The sequence below is a fragment of the Candidatus Kurthia intestinigallinarum genome (assembly GCF_003991225.1).
Lineage (GTDB): Bacteria > Bacillota > Bacilli > Bacillales_A > Planococcaceae > Kurthia > Kurthia populi.
In genome coordinates this window covers 52,563-70,446 of record NZ_JTFC01000003.1, presented here as the reverse complement: position 1 = coordinate 70,446, position 17,884 = coordinate 52,563, and the positions used below count along the sequence as shown (strand labels likewise).

General features: G+C 41.0%; 14 protein-coding genes, 19 tRNA genes and 1 rRNA gene. 30 read left to right on the top strand and 4 right to left on the bottom strand.

The window, feature by feature from the left end:
- Positions 1-186: 186 nt before the first annotated feature.
- The 28 genes from rrf (at position 187) to QI30_RS00655 (ending at position 11,055) form a co-directional block, all read left to right on the top strand.
- A 5S ribosomal RNA gene (rrf, locus tag QI30_RS00790) occupies positions 187-302 on the top strand.
- A 10-nt stretch (positions 303-312) separates the two neighbouring features.
- A tRNA-Val gene (locus QI30_RS00785) sits at positions 313-388 on the top strand.
- 9 nt (positions 389-397) lie between these two features.
- Positions 398-473, top strand: a tRNA-Thr gene (locus QI30_RS00780).
- 27 nt (positions 474-500) lie between these two features.
- Positions 501-576 (top strand) — tRNA-Lys (locus QI30_RS00775).
- A 10-nt stretch (positions 577-586) separates the two neighbouring features.
- A tRNA-Leu gene (locus QI30_RS00770) sits at positions 587-668 on the top strand.
- 54 nt (positions 669-722) lie between these two features.
- Positions 723-797, top strand: a tRNA-Gly gene (locus QI30_RS00765).
- Between the two features lie 5 nt (positions 798-802).
- Positions 803-891: transfer RNA gene (locus QI30_RS00760), tRNA-Leu, on the top strand.
- Positions 892-930: 39 nt separating this feature from the next.
- Positions 931-1,007: transfer RNA gene (locus tag QI30_RS00755), tRNA-Arg, on the top strand.
- A gap of 14 nt (positions 1,008-1,021) precedes the next feature.
- Positions 1,022-1,098: transfer RNA gene (locus QI30_RS00750), tRNA-Pro, on the top strand.
- Between the two features lie 8 nt (positions 1,099-1,106).
- Positions 1,107-1,182: transfer RNA gene (locus QI30_RS00745), tRNA-Ala, on the top strand.
- 30 nt (positions 1,183-1,212) lie between these two features.
- Positions 1,213-1,286 (top strand) — tRNA-Met (locus QI30_RS00740).
- Between the two features lie 11 nt (positions 1,287-1,297).
- Positions 1,298-1,374, top strand: a tRNA-Ile gene (locus QI30_RS00735).
- Positions 1,375-1,412: 38 nt separating this feature from the next.
- Positions 1,413-1,505: transfer RNA gene (locus QI30_RS00730), tRNA-Ser, on the top strand.
- Positions 1,506-1,528: 23 nt separating this feature from the next.
- Positions 1,529-1,603 (top strand) — tRNA-Met (locus QI30_RS00725).
- 2 nt (positions 1,604-1,605) lie between these two features.
- Positions 1,606-1,682, top strand: a tRNA-Asp gene (locus QI30_RS00720).
- 16 nt (positions 1,683-1,698) lie between these two features.
- Positions 1,699-1,774: transfer RNA gene (locus QI30_RS00715), tRNA-Phe, on the top strand.
- A 1-nt stretch (position 1,775) separates the two neighbouring features.
- Positions 1,776-1,846, top strand: a tRNA-Gly gene (locus QI30_RS00710).
- A 73-nt stretch (positions 1,847-1,919) separates the two neighbouring features.
- Positions 1,920-1,996: transfer RNA gene (locus QI30_RS00705), tRNA-Asn, on the top strand.
- A 3-nt stretch (positions 1,997-1,999) separates the two neighbouring features.
- A tRNA-Ser gene (locus QI30_RS00700) sits at positions 2,000-2,090 on the top strand.
- Between the two features lie 5 nt (positions 2,091-2,095).
- Positions 2,096-2,167: transfer RNA gene (locus tag QI30_RS00695), tRNA-Glu, on the top strand.
- Between the two features lie 135 nt (positions 2,168-2,302).
- Complete coding sequence (locus tag QI30_RS00690) at positions 2,303-3,049, top strand: MerR family transcriptional regulator (protein ID WP_126989046.1); 747 nt, start codon at positions 2,303-2,305, stop codon at positions 3,047-3,049.
- Positions 3,050-3,108: 59 nt separating this feature from the next.
- Positions 3,109-3,594 (top strand): TraR/DksA C4-type zinc finger protein, encoded by a 486-nt coding sequence (locus tag QI30_RS00685; RefSeq protein ID WP_126989045.1) that lies wholly within the window; start codon positions 3,109-3,111, stop codon positions 3,592-3,594.
- A gap of 94 nt (positions 3,595-3,688) precedes the next feature.
- Positions 3,689-4,621 (top strand): dipeptidase, encoded by a 933-nt coding sequence (locus QI30_RS00680; RefSeq protein WP_126989044.1) that lies wholly within the window; start codon positions 3,689-3,691, stop codon positions 4,619-4,621.
- A 154-nt stretch (positions 4,622-4,775) separates the two neighbouring features.
- Positions 4,776-6,161 carry an isochorismate synthase gene (locus tag QI30_RS00675; protein ID WP_126989043.1) on the top strand — a complete coding sequence of 462 codons (1,386 nt, stop codon included), beginning with the start codon at positions 4,776-4,778 and terminating at the stop codon, positions 6,159-6,161.
- On the top strand, positions 6,154-7,881 hold the full coding sequence (gene menD / locus QI30_RS00670; protein WP_126989042.1) for a 2-succinyl-5-enolpyruvyl-6-hydroxy-3-cyclohexene-1-carboxylic-acid synthase: 1,728 nt from the start codon (positions 6,154-6,156) through the stop codon (positions 7,879-7,881). Before QI30_RS00675 ends, menD begins: the two co-directional genes overlap by 8 nt.
- On the top strand, positions 7,869-8,684 hold the full coding sequence (gene menH, locus QI30_RS00665; protein ID WP_126989041.1) for a 2-succinyl-6-hydroxy-2,4-cyclohexadiene-1-carboxylate synthase: 816 nt from the start codon (positions 7,869-7,871) through the stop codon (positions 8,682-8,684). The genes menD and menH overlap by 13 nt, the downstream gene beginning before the upstream one ends.
- Before the next feature lie 20 nt (positions 8,685-8,704).
- Positions 8,705-9,523 carry a 1,4-dihydroxy-2-naphthoyl-CoA synthase gene (gene menB, locus QI30_RS00660; protein ID WP_126989040.1) on the top strand — a complete coding sequence of 273 codons (819 nt, stop codon included), beginning with the start codon at positions 8,705-8,707 and terminating at the stop codon, positions 9,521-9,523.
- A gap of 95 nt (positions 9,524-9,618) precedes the next feature.
- A complete protein-coding gene (locus QI30_RS00655) occupies positions 9,619-11,055 on the top strand; it encodes an o-succinylbenzoate--CoA ligase (RefSeq protein WP_126989039.1) in 1,437 nt (478 codons plus the stop codon).
- Positions 11,056-11,093: 38 nt separating this feature from the next.
- On the opposite strand, the gene QI30_RS00650 is transcribed toward QI30_RS00655, so the two are convergent.
- Positions 11,094-11,978 carry a LysR family transcriptional regulator gene (locus QI30_RS00650; protein ID WP_233600491.1) on the bottom strand — a complete coding sequence of 295 codons (885 nt, stop codon included), beginning with the start codon at positions 11,976-11,978 and terminating at the stop codon, positions 11,094-11,096.
- 224 nt (positions 11,979-12,202) lie between these two features.
- On the opposite strand from QI30_RS00650, the gene QI30_RS00645 reads away from it, so the two are divergent.
- Entirely contained in the window at positions 12,203-12,532 is a 330-nt protein-coding gene (locus tag QI30_RS00645) for a GlpM family protein (RefSeq protein ID WP_126989037.1), read from the top strand.
- A gap of 150 nt (positions 12,533-12,682) precedes the next feature.
- Here QI30_RS00645 and QI30_RS00640 read toward each other — a convergent pair whose 3' ends face one another.
- Both QI30_RS00640 and QI30_RS00635 read right to left on the bottom strand, forming a co-directional pair.
- Positions 12,683-14,026, bottom strand: a complete 1,344-nt coding sequence (locus tag QI30_RS00640) for a GntP family permease (protein ID WP_126989036.1) — start codon at positions 14,024-14,026, stop codon at positions 12,683-12,685.
- Positions 14,027-14,029: 3 nt separating this feature from the next.
- Positions 14,030-15,154 (bottom strand): glycerate kinase, encoded by a 1,125-nt coding sequence (locus tag QI30_RS00635; RefSeq protein WP_233600490.1) that lies wholly within the window; start codon positions 15,152-15,154, stop codon positions 14,030-14,032.
- 123 nt (positions 15,155-15,277) lie between these two features.
- Between QI30_RS00635 and QI30_RS00630 the strand changes: the two genes are divergently transcribed.
- Entirely contained in the window at positions 15,278-16,351 is a 1,074-nt protein-coding gene (locus QI30_RS00630) for a CdaR family transcriptional regulator (RefSeq protein WP_126989034.1), read from the top strand.
- A gap of 33 nt (positions 16,352-16,384) precedes the next feature.
- On the opposite strand, the gene glpK is transcribed toward QI30_RS00630, so the two are convergent.
- Complete coding sequence (gene glpK / locus QI30_RS00625) at positions 16,385-17,881, bottom strand: glycerol kinase GlpK (RefSeq protein WP_126989033.1); 1,497 nt, start codon at positions 17,879-17,881, stop codon at positions 16,385-16,387.
- Positions 17,882-17,884: the final 3 nt, after the last annotated feature.

Sequence of the window (17,884 nt, the reverse complement as noted above, 5' to 3'; positions counted from 1 at the left end):
CGAGATGGAAGTGCAGCGATGTACGGAGTTGACGAATACTAATAGGTCGAGGACTTAACCAAATATACTTTCATGTCATAGTTTATCCAGTTTTGAAAGAACAATTATTTTTCTAAAAAAGTAATTGACTTTCACTCATAATGATGTTAAAATAATTAATGTCCTTGAGAAAAGGTAATTAAATAGTCTAGTAATGATGGCAAAGAGGTCACACCTGTTCCCATGCCGAACACAGAAGTTAAGCTCTTTAGCGCCGATGGTAGTTGGGGGTTTCCCCCTGCGAGAGTAGGACGTTGCTAGGCTGTTATATATGGAGGATTAGCTCAGCTGGGAGAGCACCTGCCTTACAAGCAGGGGGTCGGCGGTTCGATCCCGTCATCCTCCACCATTTTATTATGCCGGTGTAGCTCAGTTGGTAGAGCAACTGACTTGTAATCAGTAGGTCGAGGGTTCGACTCCTTTCGCCGGCACCATATTTAAATCACAATTTAATTTATTGTGAGTCATTAGCTCAGTTGGTAGAGCATCTGACTTTTAATCAGAGGGTCGCTGGTTCGAATCCTGCATGACTCACCATTTTTCTAACGCGGGTGTGGCGGAATTGGCAGACGCACTAGACTTAGGATCTAGCGCCGCAAGGCGTGGGGGTTCGACTCCCTTCACCCGCATTATTTTATTTTAAAACTTTATATTGCCAGATTAAAAAATAATCTTTGCATAATGCGGAAGTAGTTCAGTGGTAGAACATCACCTTGCCAAGGTGGGGGTCGCGAGTTCGAACCTCGTCTTCCGCTCCAATTATGCCGGGGTGGCGGAACTGGCAGACGCACAGGACTTAAAATCCTGCGGTAGGTGACTACCGTGCCGGTTCGATTCCGGCCCTCGGCACCATTTTATTTTAACTTTAATTAACTTATATATATTTTTTATGCGCCCATAGCTCAACTGGATAGAGCGTCTGACTACGGATCAGAAGGTTGTGGATTCGACTTCTGCTGGGCGCACCATTTTATTTTATGTTCGGAATGTAGCTCAGCTTGGTAGAGCACTTGGTTTGGGACCAAGGGGTCGCAGGTTCGAATCCTGTCATTCCGACCATTTATAATGGGGCCTTAGCTCAGCTGGGAGAGCGCCTGCCTTGCACGCAGGAGGTCAGCGGTTCGATCCCGCTAGGCTCCACCATTATTTTTTTAACTAACCAATTATTATTATGGCGGCCTAGCTCAGCTGGCTAGAGCGTCCGGTTCATACCCGGGAGGTCGGGGGTTCGATCCCCTCGGCCGCCATACCTAAAGAAGGACCTTTAGCTCAGTTGGTTAGAGCAGACGGCTCATAACCGTCCGGTCGCAGGTTCGAGTCCTGCAAGGTCCACCATCTAAAAAAACTCGATTTATTTTTTTCTTTATATATATGGAGGTATACCCAAGTCTGGCTGAAGGGATTGGTCTTGAAAACCAACAGGCGGGTCAAACCGCGCGGGGGTTCGAATCCCTCTACCTCCTCCATTTTTTAATTTAATATTTATTATCGCGGGGTGGAGCAGTGGTAGCTCGTCGGGCTCATAACCCGAAGGTCGCAGGTTCAAATCCTGTCCCCGCAACCAATGGTCCGGTAGTTCAGCTGGTTAGAATGCCTGCCTGTCACGCAGGAGGTCGCGGGTTCGAGTCCCGTCCGGACCGCCATTTTTAATTTTAATATGGGTTTGTAGCTCAGTTGGTAGAGCATTAGATTGAAGCTCTAAGTGTCGGCGGTTCGATTCCGTCCAAACCCACCACGCGGGTGTAGTTTAGTGGTAAAACCACAGCCTTCCAAGCTGTTGTCGGGAGTTCGATTCTCCTCACCCGCTTATTTTTTTTACTCACTATTCTATAGTTGAGTCAGTAAGTAGAAGGTATATACCGAACTTACTATTATATCATTCCGTTGTAGCTCAGTTGGTAGTAGCATCTGACTGTTAATCAGAGGGTCGCAGGTTCGAGTCCTGCCAACGGAGCCATATGGAGTAGTACTCAAGAGGCTGAAGAGGCGCCCCTGCTAAGGGTGTAGGTCGGGTAACCGGCGCGGAGGTTCAAATCCTCTCTACTCCACCATTTAAGGCCCCTTGGTCAAGCGGTTAAGACACCGCCCTTTCACGGCGGTAACACGGGTTCGAATCCCGTAGGGGTCATAACTTCATACATAGAAGAAACCTGAAGAATTTATTCTTCAGGTTTTTTTATGTTTTCTATTGCATTTAACGTTACGTCAAGCTGTACGATAAAGGAAACATCTATTAAATTAATAAAAAGAGGTGAATGTATTAATGTATTCCATTCAACAATTAGCGAAACTAGCAAATGTTACCACGAGAACATTACGCTATTATGACCAACTCGGGTTGTTACACCCAACGAGTTATAGTAAGGGTGGGTATCGCCTTTATGACCAAGCAGCATTAAAGCGACTACAAACCATCTTATTTTATAAAGAGTTCAATTTATCGCTAGAAGATATTGCAAGTCTACTCAAGGATGAGCAGCATTTTAAAGCGCTTCTAGAAAAGCAGCAACAACTTATTTCAGCGCAGCAACGTCAACTAGCTTTATTACAGCGAAATATTCAACGGACACTACAAGAATTAAAGGGGGAGCAAATTATGACAGACAATGAACGTTTTGAAGGCTTTAAAAAAGCATTAATTGAAGAAAATGAACAACAATATGGACAAGAAATTCGTGCAAAATATGGTAATGAAGCCATTGATAATAGTAATGCTAAATTAATGGGTAAAACCGAACAACAATACGAAGAAATGAAGCAGCTAGAACAGCGTCTTTTTGAACAACTAAAATTAGGTTTACAATCGGGTATGCAATCAAATGCTGCAAAAGAGGCGGCACATCTACACAAGCAGTGGCTCATTCACAGTTGGAAGGACTACACGCCACAAATGCATCAAGCATTAGCTGATATGTATGTGGCTGATGAACGCTTTACGGCCTATTATGATCAGCATGGTGTAGGAATGACACAATTTTTACGCGATGCGATTTATACTTATATAAAGTAACTGATTAATGTCCTTTTGTTAAGGGAATAGTCTATTTAACAAAAGGAGGATGTTACAGCATGACCGATGAACAATTAAAAAGCTTAAAAGCGCAATTGGAACAAATGATGGAGACGTTAATTCAGAAACAACAAAATACGCGTATAGTTGAGCCGGGTGAGGAAGTATTATCAAATCATCCTGCTGAAAACGCCTCTGATTTGACAGAGCAGACAATGGAATTGACATTAGAAGGCGAACGCGACGATGAATTAAGGCTCGTACAAGCGGCACTTAATCGCATTGAAAGAGGCACATATGGTAAATGTGTAGTAGGAGGTGAGCCCATTCCTTTTGAACGGCTAGAGGCACTTCCTACAGCAGATACATGTGTGGCACATGCAGAGCAATTAACGGAGCAGCAAAAAAATCGTCCTGTTGAAGAAGAAGTGATTCGTATGAATGTAGATAAGCCAATGAAAGGCGTTCAAGGGCGCGAGGGTGGCGAAGATAGCTTAGATGAATTATTAGAAGAAGGCTCATCGGATTCACCATCAGACCAATAGCAATAAAGAAGAGAGGCTGAAATCGTGCCTCTCTTCTTTATTGTCTTTTTGCTATAATAAAAGGAACACTAATATAAAGAGAAGGTATTGGATTATGCGAATAATTGATTTACACTGTGATGTACTTTACCAACTATCATCACGTGAGCAACCAACAGATTTTCGAACAGATGAGACATTACAATGCGGCTTTGTTCATTTAAAAGAAGCACAGGCAAAGGCGCAAATTTTTGCGATTTTTATTGATGAAGTGATTCCGGAAAATGAGCGCTATATGGAAGCACTGCGCCAAATTGAATTATTTCAAGCACAAGTACTAACACAACCTGAAATGGTGCACATTACAGATTGGCAACAGCTTTCGACATTAGAAGAAGGGCAAATTGGTGCGATTTTAAGTTTAGAAGGCTGTGATGCAATTGGCGGCGATTTAAATAAATTAAAGATGCTTTTAAATGCAGGCATTAAATTAGTTGGACTAACTTGGAATTTTGAAAATGCAGTTGCATATGGTGCACAGGAAGACCCAACAAAAGGCTTAAAAGCATTTGGTAAAGAAGTAGTCACTTGTTTAAATGAACATGATATTATTATCGATGTCTCTCATTTGAATATGCAAAGTTTTTGGGACGTCTTACCACTTGCTAAGCATATTATTGCAAGTCACTCAAATGCCCGTACATTATGTGACCATGAGCGTAATTTAACTGATGAACAGGCAAAAGCACTTGTTGCACATGGCGGGCATATTCATTTAGTTTATAATCCACCATTTGTTGTTGAAGATGCAGAGGACAATATTGAACTAGAAGATTTAGTGAAGCATTTTAGCTATTTAGCAGATCTTGTTGGTGCTGAGCATCTTGGATTAGGCTCGGATTTTGACGGCATTCACCATACAATTCAAAAATTACATCATTTAGGCGATACACAGCAGCTATTAGCAGCATTAGAGACAACTTTTACAAAACAACAAATAGAAGGAATTGCTTACCAAAACTTCGAGCGATATGTACAAGCGTTTTAGCCCATTTAACAAGGCGCTTTAAACAGCGTCTTTTTTTGTGGATTAAGGGCTTATATGTGCCGAAATGTAGAGAAAGTTGTATGATAGATAAGGATAATTTAGTTTTACGAATAGGTTTTCGTACGAGAAAAATCTATTGACGGAGGGAATTTGTATGAATCAACAGTTGTCGATTACAAATGGCGACCATCATATCGAACAAACAGCGAAACTATCGTTTTACATGGATACGTTGAAAATGGATAGTTTATCGCCACGTGCATTTTATGAAGCGGGCGCTACGAAGTTTCAAGGAAAGCGATTCTTCTGGCAAAACCGCGAAAAAACATTTACGTTAGTCGGCCTTGGTCATGCGTATACCGTAACAAGCGATGACCATAAAAATCGCTATGCATTCGTTGAAGATGCATGGCAAAATTTAATGCAATATGCGGATTTGGATGCACATGAACAGCAACCGATTTTCTTTGGAAGCTATACATTTGACCCTGCAAAAACACCAGCGGAAGAATGGCAAGCCTTTCCTGAGACGTATTTCGCACTTGCAACACATCAATTAGTCATTCGTAACGAGCAAATCTTTATTAGTACATTTTATGTAAGTGAAGAGCCTATTACAGAAGAGAAAAAACAATCACTACGCAATGAACGCGATGAATTACTTCATAGCGCACAAGTGAATGGTCTTGCATCACATATAAAACCACAAATCACACAAACAATTGAACGTCATAAAGAAGAATACTTACAATCCATTGAAAATGTCACAGCACTTATTAAACAACAACAGGCAGATAAAGTTGTGATTGCGCGTTCGCTAGCGCTTGCATTTGATGGTGACATTACGTCTGAAATGATGCTTGCACAAATTACCGCAGAGCAACCAGAAAGCTACTTGTTTATTTTTGAAAATGGGCAGGATTTCTTCTTCGGGGCTTCCCCAGAGCGCCTTGTCATGGTAAAAGACCATGATGCGTATTCGTCATGTGTAGCAGGCTCGATTAAGCGTGGTTCGACAAAAGAGCAAGATGATGCTTATGGTAGTGAGTTATTAAATGATGCGAAAAATTTACAGGAACATCAATATGTTGTGGATATGATTCGCCAATCATTTGATGAAAACTGTGCAAACTATACATTGCCAGAAGGTCCACAGCTATTAAAAATTCGTGATATTCAACATTTATTTACGCCAGTTGAAGGGCAATTAAAAGACGATGCGAGCATTTTACGTATGGTGAAAAACTTACATCCAACACCTGCTCTAGGTGGTGCACCACGAGGTCGTGCAATGGAAGTGATTCGTCAGTACGAACCAACGGACCGCGGTCTTTATGCAGCACCAATTGGCTGGATGAATGCAGCAGGTGACGGTGAGTTTGCGGTAGCAATTCGTTCGGCACTTGTCCATGACAATCAAGCCTATCTCTATGCAGGTGGTGGTATTGTGGCGGATTCAAATCCTGAAAGTGAATATGAGGAAACATTAGTGAAATTCCGTCCAATGCTACGTGCTTTTGGAGGTACCTTACATGGTTAATAAACAACAGTTGAGTGATTATGTATACAATATTGTGGCGTCATTATATGCAGCGGGTGTGAAAAAAGTTGTCGTGAGTCCAGGTTCTCGGTCAACTCCACTTGCTTACGGGTTTGCATCTACAAAAGAGTTTGATATGTATCGACAAGTGGATGAACGTTCAGCGGCGTTTTTAGCGCTAGGTCTTGCAAAAGAAAGTGCTGAACCTGTCGTACTCGTTTGTACGTCTGGTACAGCTGCAGCAAATTATTTCCCAGCAATTGTTGAAGCATATTATGCACGTCTGCCATTAATCGTGTTAACAGCAGACCGTCCACATGAGCTACGTGAAGTAGGTGCACCGCAAGCAATTGCACAAGCAAGTCTTTATGGACATCATGTGAAATGGGCGTTGGATTTACCTATTCCAGATGATGCCCAGGTGACATTACCATTTGTGGAACGCCATATTGCGCGCGCCGTTGCTGTTGCCACACAAGCGCCATTTGGTCCGGTACAAGTGAATGTACCATTCCGCGAGCCATTATTAATTGAGTTTACGAAGCAACTGCCAGCACGTACCTTTACACAGCATTTTGGGGCTGAAGTACGTCCGGCAAAAGCGGCTTGTGTATTTTTAAAAGAAACGGTACAAGCAACAAAACAGGGCTTTATTATCGCAGGTGAAATGGCACAAAATACGCATACACAAGCAATGTGGGATTTTGTGCGCCAAGCAAAATGGCCTGTGCTTGTTGAAAGCCTATCGCATATGCGCACGAATATTCCAGATGATTGTCTTCCATATGTTGTGGAACAATACGATGCGATCTTAAAAAATGATGCATTCAAAGCGCATATGCGGCCACAAACGGTGATTCGTTTTGGTGCACAACCCGTGTCGAAACCATTGATGCAATTTTTAACAGCCGTAAAGCCAGCGAATTATATTGTCATTGATGAAGACCCGAAATTCCGTGATTCACTGCATGTGGCAACACATCATATTGAAGCGGCGATTGGTCAATGGATCACCACACTTGATGTGCAGGTGACGGCTGAGCAGCAGCACTATACGATACTTTGGCAACGTGCAAATACAATTGCGGCGCGTCATCGTACAGCTTATATTGCCGAACAATCCGATGAGGGCGCTATGGCTGGCGTTTTATTCAAGCATTTACCAGAGCATAGCGATTTAGTAGCGGGCAGTAGTATGCCAATTCGTGATGTTGATACATTTTTTGAAAAAACAACGCGCGATATTCGTATTTTCTGTAACCGTGGCACAAATGGTATCGATGGGGTCGTATCGACGGCATTTGGCCTCCAATATGCCTCAAAACGTGACACCTATTTATTAATCGGTGATTTATCATTTTTACATGATTCAAACGGATTGATTGCGAGTCGCTATCAACCGAGTGACTTGACGATTGTCGTGATGAATAATGACGGCGGAGGCATCTTCTCGTATTTAGCCCAATCTACTGTTGAGGAGCATTACGAGCAATTATTTGGTACACCAACGGCACTTGGCTTTGAGCATTTGGCTGCAATGTATGATGCAGAATATGCGAATGTAACGACGAAAGAAGCATTTGAAACAGCGCTACAAACACCTAAAAACAAAGCCATCCGCATTATTGAAGTGATGACGGACCGCGCGGAAAATGTCGCAACACACCGCGCCTTATGGCAAGCAATTAATGAGGAGCTTGATACTTTATGGCAAGCGTAATAACAACTGTCGCAGGACTGGATATGCATTATGAAGTAATACATCCACGCGCAGAAAAAACACTCGTTTTATTACATGGCTTTACCGGAAGTACAAAAACATGGCAACATGTCATTGGTCAATTAGGCGATGATGTCCGCATTTTTGCCATTGATTTAATGGGGCATGGCTTAACAGCAAGCCCTAAGGCACTCGACCATTATACGATGGAAGCACAACTAGAGATGCTCGAGCAATTCTTTGCATCACGTAATCTATCAAGTTTTACATTGCTTGGCTATTCGATGGGGGGGCGCACGGCACTTGCCTATGCAGTAACACATCCAGAACGTATCGAGAAGTTAATTCTTGAAAGTGCTTCGCCAGGCCTTGAAGATAGCTTAGAGCGTGAAAAACGTCGTGGTCATGACAATTATTTAGCGGAGCGCATTTTAAACGAAGGTATGCGTGAATTTATTGATTACTGGCAAAGTATTCCGCTATTTCAGTCTCAATCACGCTTATCAGACGATATGAAAGCGGAAGTACGCGCTGAACGTTTAGCGCAACAGGAGCTTGGACTAGCTAATAGCTTACGCGGAATGGGCACAGGCTCACAAGCATCTTACTGGGATGCACTACCAGCATTCCCGCGTCCTGTAAGTTTAATTACAGGAGAGCTAGACCAAAAATTCTGCTTAAAAGCAATCGAGATGCAAAAACGTTTCCAAAATTGCTCGCACCATGTCGCAAATGGCTGTGGTCATGCAATTCATGTGGAAAATCCCGAACTTTTTGTTACAATAGTAGAGAAAGAATTTTAATTTACTAGGAGGACTTTTCAATGACTCGTGAATGGGTAACTGAACATGTCTACGAAGATATCAAATATGAATCTTACAACGGCATCGCAAAAATTACAATTAATCGTCCTGAAGTACGCAATGCATTCCGTCCAAAAACAACAGCGGAAATGATTGATGCATTTTCTCGCGCACGTGACGATTCAAAAATTGGCGTTATCATCTTAACAGGTGAAGGTGAAAAAGCATTCTGTTCTGGTGGTGACCAAAAAGTACGTGGTAACGGTGGTTACGTAGGTGACGATAATATTCCTCGTCTAAACGTACTTGATTTACAAACATTAATTCGTAAAACACCAAAACCAGTTATCGCAATGGTAGCAGGTTATGCAATCGGTGGCGGACACGTATTACACATCGTATGTGATTTAACAATCGCTGCTGACAACGCTCGTTTTGGCCAAACTGGTCCACGCGTTGGTTCATTCGATGGTGGTTACGGTGCAGGCTATTTAGCACGTATCGTAGGTCACAAAAAAGCGCGTGAAATTTGGTTCTTATGCCGTCAATACGACGCGCAAGAAGCACTTGATATGGGCTTAGTAAACACAGTTGTTCCTTACGAACAACTTGAAGATGAAACTGTAAAATGGTGTGAAGAAATTCTTACATTATCACCAATGGCACTTCGTATGCTTAAAGGTGCATTCAATGCAGATTCTGATGGCCTTGCAGGGATCCAACAACTTGCTGGTGACGCAACACTTCTATACTACACTTCTGATGAAGCTAAAGAAGGTCGCGATGCATTCAAAGAAAAACGTACACCAGACTTCGGTCAATTCCCACGTTTCCCATAATAGGGCGATGTCTATAAGGGCGGTATCATGCTACGGCGTGATGCCGTCTTTTTTGATACAATAAGGACATAACTTAATTAGGGAAGGTGAACGACGTGGTCCCAAACTGGATTACACAACGTGCGATGATGTCACCGCATCGCACAGCACTACGCTTTGAAGGTGAAGCGTGGACGTATGAACAATTAAATGAAATCTCCCAGCACTATGCACGTAAGCTTGCAACGCTCGGTATTGAACGAGGAAGTCGTATTGCCATTTATGCGCCGAGCACGTCATCTATTATTCATATGATGCTTGCATGCATGCAGCTACAATGTGAGATGGTGTTATTAAATTTACGCCTATCGCCGTATGAATTAGCCTATCAAATTGATGATGCGAAGGTTGATGCGATTTTAACAGATGATACATTATGTGAAAAGCTACCAGAAACGACAGTAGCCGTCTATCGTTTTACAGCAATTGAATCAACAGCAGAAACAAGCCTTCAAATGGATGATACGTGGGATGAACAGGCCACGATGACAATTATGTATACATCGGGTACAACTGGATTTCCAAAAGGTGTCCGCCAAACAGTAGGCAATCATGTCGCCGTCGCGACAGCTTCTTTATATAATACAGGGTTACGAGATGATGATGCATGGCTTTGTACGATGCCGCTATTTCACATTAGTGGCTTTTCAATGCTCGTAAAATGCTTAGTACAAGGTGTGCGCCTCGATCTGTATCAAAAATTTGATGAAGCGGTCGTTGCGACAGAATTAATTAATGGGACGGTTACGCATATGTCGGCAGTAGCGGTGACATTAGAGCGCTTACTGACAGAGTTAGAAGCGCGCGATGCCGTTGTATCTCCCAAATTTCAAATGATTCTTGCAGGTGGTGGCCCAGTGCCTGAGAGCTATTTACTTCGAGGCTTTGAGCGCGGCATTCAAACGGCACAAACATATGGTATGACAGAAACTTCATCACAAGTTGCGACATTATCAAGTAAGGATGCTCTTCGAAAAATTGGTTCAGCAGGACAGCCGTTATTTTTCAATCACTTACGCATTGATGGTGCACAAAAGCCTGGAGATGTGGGTGAGATTTGTGTGAAAAGTGCGCAGGTAACACCCGGGTATATTGGCCGTTTTGCCGAGCATCAGTCAACAACAGAGGGGTGGTTGCATACAGGAGATGTAGGATATCTGGATGACGAAGGATATTTATATGTCGTAGATCGTCGTTCAGATTTAATTATTTCTGGTGGAGAAAATATTTATCCAGCAGAAATTGAAAATGTTCTAGCAGCACACCCAGCTATTAAAGAAGTTGGTGTTTGCGGTCTTGATTCGGATGAATGGGGGCAGGTGCCGGCAGCCTTTATCGTTGCAAAAAATGAGGCACAATGTGCAGAGTTAGAAGCGTATTGCAATGAACGACTAGCACATTATAAAGTACCGAAGTCCTTTCATATCGTCAAACAACTACCACGCAATGGCTCCAATAAGCTTATGCGTCGCTATTTAAAAGATTTATTATAAAGAAAAGGCTTGTTGCATCTTCGCAACAAGCCTTTTTATTAATTTTTTTGAATCCATTCTTGCAAGAACGGAATAAATGTACGAGAAGCAGGTGATAAACTTTTAATTTCTGTTTTAGAAGCAACACCAATTGTACGAACACACTCATCGCTAATTGGTCGGCATTCGATATCATCACGGTGATCTTGCACGAGTAATTCAGATAATAGCGTAATGCCTAAGCCACGTTTTACCATCGCAATAATCGCTTCATCACCACGGATTTGATACGTTACATTCGGATGAACACGAGCAGCCTTGAAAATGGCTTGAGCATCCTTATGCGTATCATCATATGGCATGATGCATAATTCTTTTTCAAAGGTATGAATGTCTATTTTTTCTAATTGTGTGAGCGGATGATCCTTCGGTAAAATGGCTAACATTCGGTCATCCTTTAATGGAAGGAATGGGTACGTATCTGTCGGCTGAATGGTACCAATCGCAAAATCAATACTACCTGCATCTAACCATTCATGAATTTCACGGGAATTTCCTTCGAATAATTGAATGGCAATCTTCGGATATTTTTCATGGAATAATTTCAATACTTCAGGCATCCAGTGGACACAAACAGATGCATACGCACCGATGCGCACCGTTCCAACATCTAATCCATGAATCGCATAAACGGCTTCGGATAAATGCTCATAGCGTACGACGATATCTTCCATAATCGGTAGGAGTTGTGAACCATTGTCCGTGGGTTGCACACCATTTTTACTACGAATTAATAATGCAAACCCATAATCTTCCTCTAAACTATGAATCATATGACTAATGCTTGGTTGTGTGTAGTCTAATGCTTCTGCAGCTCTTGTTAAGCTACCATATTTAACAGCGGCAATATACGCCTTTAATTTTAATATACTCAAAGAGTTCACCTTACTTATAAATTTTTTATATAGATGGCATTGAATAAATTCAATTTACTAATATTAAAATTATCACTACAATGAATAGGAATCAAGGGATATTTCTTGCATCATTCACCGAAATGTAAACATGTGGAACGATGTAGGAAATCAAAGAAGTAAAACAGCGCTTTAGTGCGAAAAAAATTTATGCATACGATAAAAAATATAAAGAGAAGTTAGGAGTAACCATTTTGGCAGGATATATCGTTCAATTTATTATTGGTGGTACGGTAATGTTATTAGCTGCGATGTTAAGTCAATCAAAGTATTTATTTTTATCTGGAATTATTACATTGCTACCGATTTTGACATTAATGAATTTAAATTTACAAGTACATAATATGACGGCAGAAAACTTTCATTTAACGCAGCGCAATGGCATTATCGGTGCCATTGGTATGATTATTTTAATGATGATTATTTATTATTGCTCAGGATTTATGAAGCCCGCCCAATCTGTACTCGTTGGCGTTGGCGTATATGTTGTCTTTATGGTTGTATCCAAAATGACGTTTGCTTAAATGAAAAAGCTTTGACATACGTGTAAAAACAATCGCTCCTATGAGCATAATAAAAACCGGAACCGCACTGTGGCGCGGTTCCGGTTTTTCGTTGTGAACGCTAAAAAAGAAAAATATTGTGTTTTGTCCCAGTCTCTTTTTTTATTTTAATTAAACGAGTAATAGCCACAATAACATGGAAATGATTAATGCAGTCAGACCTTGCAGTAATGTGGCAACCGTATGTGTTTTATACGCATCTTTTACATCCATACCGCTAAACTGTGTTACGACCCAGAAAAAGCTATCATTAACATGAGAAACGGTCATCGCACCAGCACCTAAAGCCATTACGACCAATGCAAGTGGTACAGCACCTTCAATTCCCATTGTAACGAGCATTGGCGCAACAAGGGAAGAAGTAATAACAAGTGAAGCGGTAGAAGAACCTTGTGCCGTTTTTAAAGCAGCAGCAATTAAGAATGGCACGAGTAAAAATAATGCGCCCGTTAATGAACTGAAATCCATATTTTGCAACGTATCAGAGATAGACGTATTTTTAATAACAGTACCGAATGCGCCACCAGCCCCTGTCACAAGAAGAATTGGTGCAGCATCTTTTAAACTGTCTGCAATCCAGTCATTTAATGTAGTTTCGTTCATTTCAGGTAGTAATAAAAAGGCTGCAGCTACACCACATAAGAGTGCAATTGTAGGAGAACCAAAAAATACAAGTAGCGTTGTTAGAGATGAATCCGCTGACATTGTCATCGTAGCAATTGAACCAATCGCAATTAAAACAATCGGTAAAACAATCGGTAAAAATGATTTGAATGTAGAAGGCATTTTACCAAAAGATTTAATCACCTCTTCATAATCAAGTGCAGGCTCATTATCCGCTCGAACAACTACTTTTCTTCCTGCATAAACCGCCCATAAATAACCAACAAGGGTCACAGGGATGGCTACTAATAAACCAATTACAATAATCGTACCTAAATAATTGGTTGCGCCGATATTACCAGCGGCAGCAATCGGTCCAGGTGTTGGCGGTACAAGTGTATGTGTTGCAAACAAGCCAGTTGAAAGTGCGACTGCCATTGTGGCAAGTGGTACAGCTGCACGCTTCGCTAAAGATTTTTGTAAACTTGATAAAATAATATAGCCAGAATCGCAAAATACAGGAATGGATACAACATAACCGATAAGTGACATAGCTAGTTGTGGATGCTTTGGTCCGACAATACGCAATACGACTTCTGCCATACGATATGCTGCACCCGAGCGTTCTAAAATGGTCCCAATAATTGTCCCGGCCACAATAATAATCCCAATACTCGTCATCAAGCCGCCAAAGCCTTCATTAATATTTGTGACGACATCTGCTAATGGCATACCCGAGGCAATGCCAACGAGTAAAGCGGCAATAATTAATCCTAAAAAAGGATGTAATTTAAATTTAGCTGATGAAATAACAATGAACAAAACCCCAATAATAATAATCGCAAAAATCATGCGTTATTCCCCCTTAAAAATCTCCATAATTTCACGTACTTTATTTGATAAATGCTCTACTGGATGATTCAGTGACATCGTTGCTGTGACATCCCCTTCTACAATCGCGTATATCTCAGAAAAATGCTGTGCCAATTCTTTCCGGTCCTCAATGATGGCAGATAATAAGATTGTTCGTACATCATGCTTCTTCGCACGTTTTAAAATCCCCATCGCTGCTTTACCTGCCAATGTTTGAATGTCGGATTTTCCTTCCCCCGTAATGACCATATCGGCATCGCTAATGATGTCATCAAAATGAATCGCATCAAGTACGACATCAATGCCAGATTGTAACGTAGCAGGGAAGAAAGCAAGGAATGCGCCACCTAATCCACCCGCAGCACCTGCGCCTGCCACTGTATGTAGTTTGATGCGGCCACTTGCAGCAATGACATCTGCAAAATGTGTTAAATTGGCATCTAATTGTTTGACCATTTCTTCTGTAGCGCCTTTTTGTGGCCCAAATACTGCGCTTGCACCATTTGGGCCGACAAATGGATTGTCCACATCACAGGCAATCGTAAAGTGACATTCGGCAATTCGTGTATCAAATGCACGGTCATCAATACTAGAAAGCAAATGTAAATCGCGTGGCACTGTAATTTCATGCTGCATGGCATCATAAAACTTCATACCAAGTGCTCGTAGCATGCCGAGTCCACCATCATTTGTGGCACTACCCCCAATGCCAATAATGAAGTCACGTGCTCCTTGGTCGAGCGCATGACGAATTAATTCACCCGTACCATAAGTGGTAGTTAATAAAGGATTTCGTTCATGTTGGTGGATGAGTGGTAAACCAGATACTTTTGCCATTTCAATCATATAGCGTTGTTCAAGACCTAAAACCCCATAATAGGTCTCGATATTTTGCTGTAATGGATTTTGTGCAGTTGTATGAATGAAGTGTCCATTTGTTGCTTTAACTAACGATTCCAGTGTACCTTCACCACCATCAGCAACTGGTAGTGCGGTAACATTAAATGTTGGATGTACCTGTTTAATCGTTGAACAAATGGTTTCGGCAACCGTTTCAGCATCAAGTGAACCTTTAAATGAATCCGGACTCACAATAATTTTCATCATTAACCTCCTTAATTAAAACGCTTACATGTATTATAATGACATTAATGTGATAAAACATTATACATAGCGTCTAAATTTAATGCTATATAACAGCTATTATTTTATACATAGTGGAGTGATAACATGATTTCAAAGCAATTAGCGATTCATATTGTTGAACAGACGATGAATCGTTTACACCGTAATATTAATGTGATGCATACAGATGGATTTATTTTGGCATCAGGAGATAAACTACGTATTGATCATATTCATGAAGGGGCCAAATATGTGGCGCAAACAGGTGAAGTACTACGTATTACAGCGGAGAATGAACACTGCTTTGCCTACGCAAAAGAGGGAATTAACCTCCCTATTTTTTATAATGAAGAGGTAGTTTGTGTTGTTGGTATTACAGGTATCGTCGAAGAATTAGAAGAAATTGCTACACTTGTTCAATTGACCACAGAGATGATGGTACATCAAGCTTTTTTAACAGAGCAAAGTGCATGGCATGAAAAAATGCATCAAGTAACGTTAGAACAACTTTTATCAGGGCAAGTAGAAGATGCGCAATTGTTAAAGCGTTTTGATAAATTACATATTCAAAAAAAAGCACCGTATGTTGTTGTTAAAATGTCAACGATTCAGAAGCAACTAGCTTATCAAACATTTATTCATTTTTTGGATGATGTATTACCAGACAATGTAGTTTATGGAGCACTTGAAAAAGAAGTGTATGTTTGTATTATGGTGGGCTACAACAAGGAAGCAGTGATGCATATATTGCGTCAAATTCAACCAACATTAAGTCGTTATTTTCAGCTTCGTATAGGCATTGGGCAAGAAGTTGAACAAATTGAAGAACTTCGCTATGCGGCAGATACTGCATCAATTGCTTTACAATACGGGGATCCTGCAACTATTTTTAATGTGTTTGATGATGTAGAGATTTATTCACTATTTAAAGCACCACAATCAAAAGAAATGCTTCGTTATACACAAAATACTATTGGAATGTTATCGCAAAAATTTCTTGAAACAATCGAAGTATTTTTAGCAAATGATTTACAATTGATTAAAACAGCTGAAGCTTTACAAATTCATCGGCATACACTTAGTTACCGTTTAGAAAAAATTAAAGAGCAAACGGGACTCGATCCAACTGTATTCCGCGATGCACTTTATTTTCAAATTGCTCTATGGTTTCGCGCATAAAAAAAGAGCGGCACATGGCCACCCTTAGATGAATTATTTAAATGCTTGTGCAGCGTGTACAGCTTTTTTCCAGCCGTCATATAATTTGTCGCGTTTATCAACAGCCATTGCTGGGGTGAATTGTTTGTTTAAGTTCCAGTATTTTGCAATGTCATCTGTTGAATTCCAGAAGCCAACTGCAAGACCCGCTAAGTATGCGGCGCCAAGAGCTGTCGTTTCATTAATTACAGGACGGTCAACTGGTACATTTAATAAGTCTGATTGGAACTGCATTAAGAAGTTATTTTCTACTGCGCCACCATCTACACGAAGTTTTGTTAATGGAATGCCTGAATCTGCTTCCATCGCGTCTAAAACATCCTTCGTTTGATAAGCGAGTGATTCAATTGTTGCGCGTACAAAATGCTCTTTTGATGTACCACGTGTTAAACCAAATACAGCGCCACGTACGTCAGAATCCCAGTATGGTGTGCCTAATCCTACAAAGGCAGGAACGACATAAACGCCCTCTGTTGAATCGACACGTGCTGCATACGCTTCTGAATCTTTTGCGTGTCGGAACATACGCAAGCCATCACGTAGCCATTGAATGGCAGAGCCCGCAACAAAAATACTACCTTCTAATGCATAAGTTACTTTGCCATCTAGACCCCAAGCAAGCGTTGTTAATAAGCCATTTGTTGATTTTACCGCTTTTTCACCCGTATTCATTAACATAAAGCAGCCTGTACCATATGTGTTTTTCACCATACCTTCATCAAAGCAAGCTTGTCCAAATAGGGCAGCTTGTTGGTCACCAGCAGCACCAGCAATTGGTACATTTTGTCCGAAGAACTGTGCATCAGCTGTATGGCCATATACTTCAGAAGAAGGGCGGACATCTGGAAGCATGGAAGCGGGAACACCTAAGATATCAAGTAATTCTTGATCCCATGTTAAATCATAAATATTGTACATTAACGTACGAGAGGCATTTGAATAATCGGTAACGTGAACAGCACCATTTGTGAGTTTCCAAATGATCCATGTATCCATCGTACCGAATAATAAATCACCAGCTTCAGCTTTTTCACGAGCGCCTTCGACATTATCTAAAATCCATTTTACCTTTGTACCTGAGAAGTAGGCATCAATTAATAAACCTGTTTTATCACGGAATAACTCATTGTAACCGTTTTCTTTTAAATCATCACAAATATCTGCTGTTTGACGTGATTGCCAGACAATCGCATTGTATATTGGCTTCCCTGTATGTTTGTCCCATACAACCGTTGTCTCACGTTGGTTCGTAATACCGATACCAGCAATTTGTGTAGCAGAAACATGCTTATCTGATAATACAGTAGCAATACACGAAAGAACAGATGACCAAATTTCCTCTGCATTATGTTCTACCCAGCCAGATTGTGGGAAGTATTGCGGAAATTCTTGTTGATACGTATGGAAAATCGTTCCGTCATGATTAAATAAAATAGCACGAGAGCTTGTTGTTCCTTGATCAATTGCTAAAATGTATTTTTTTTCTGTCATTAT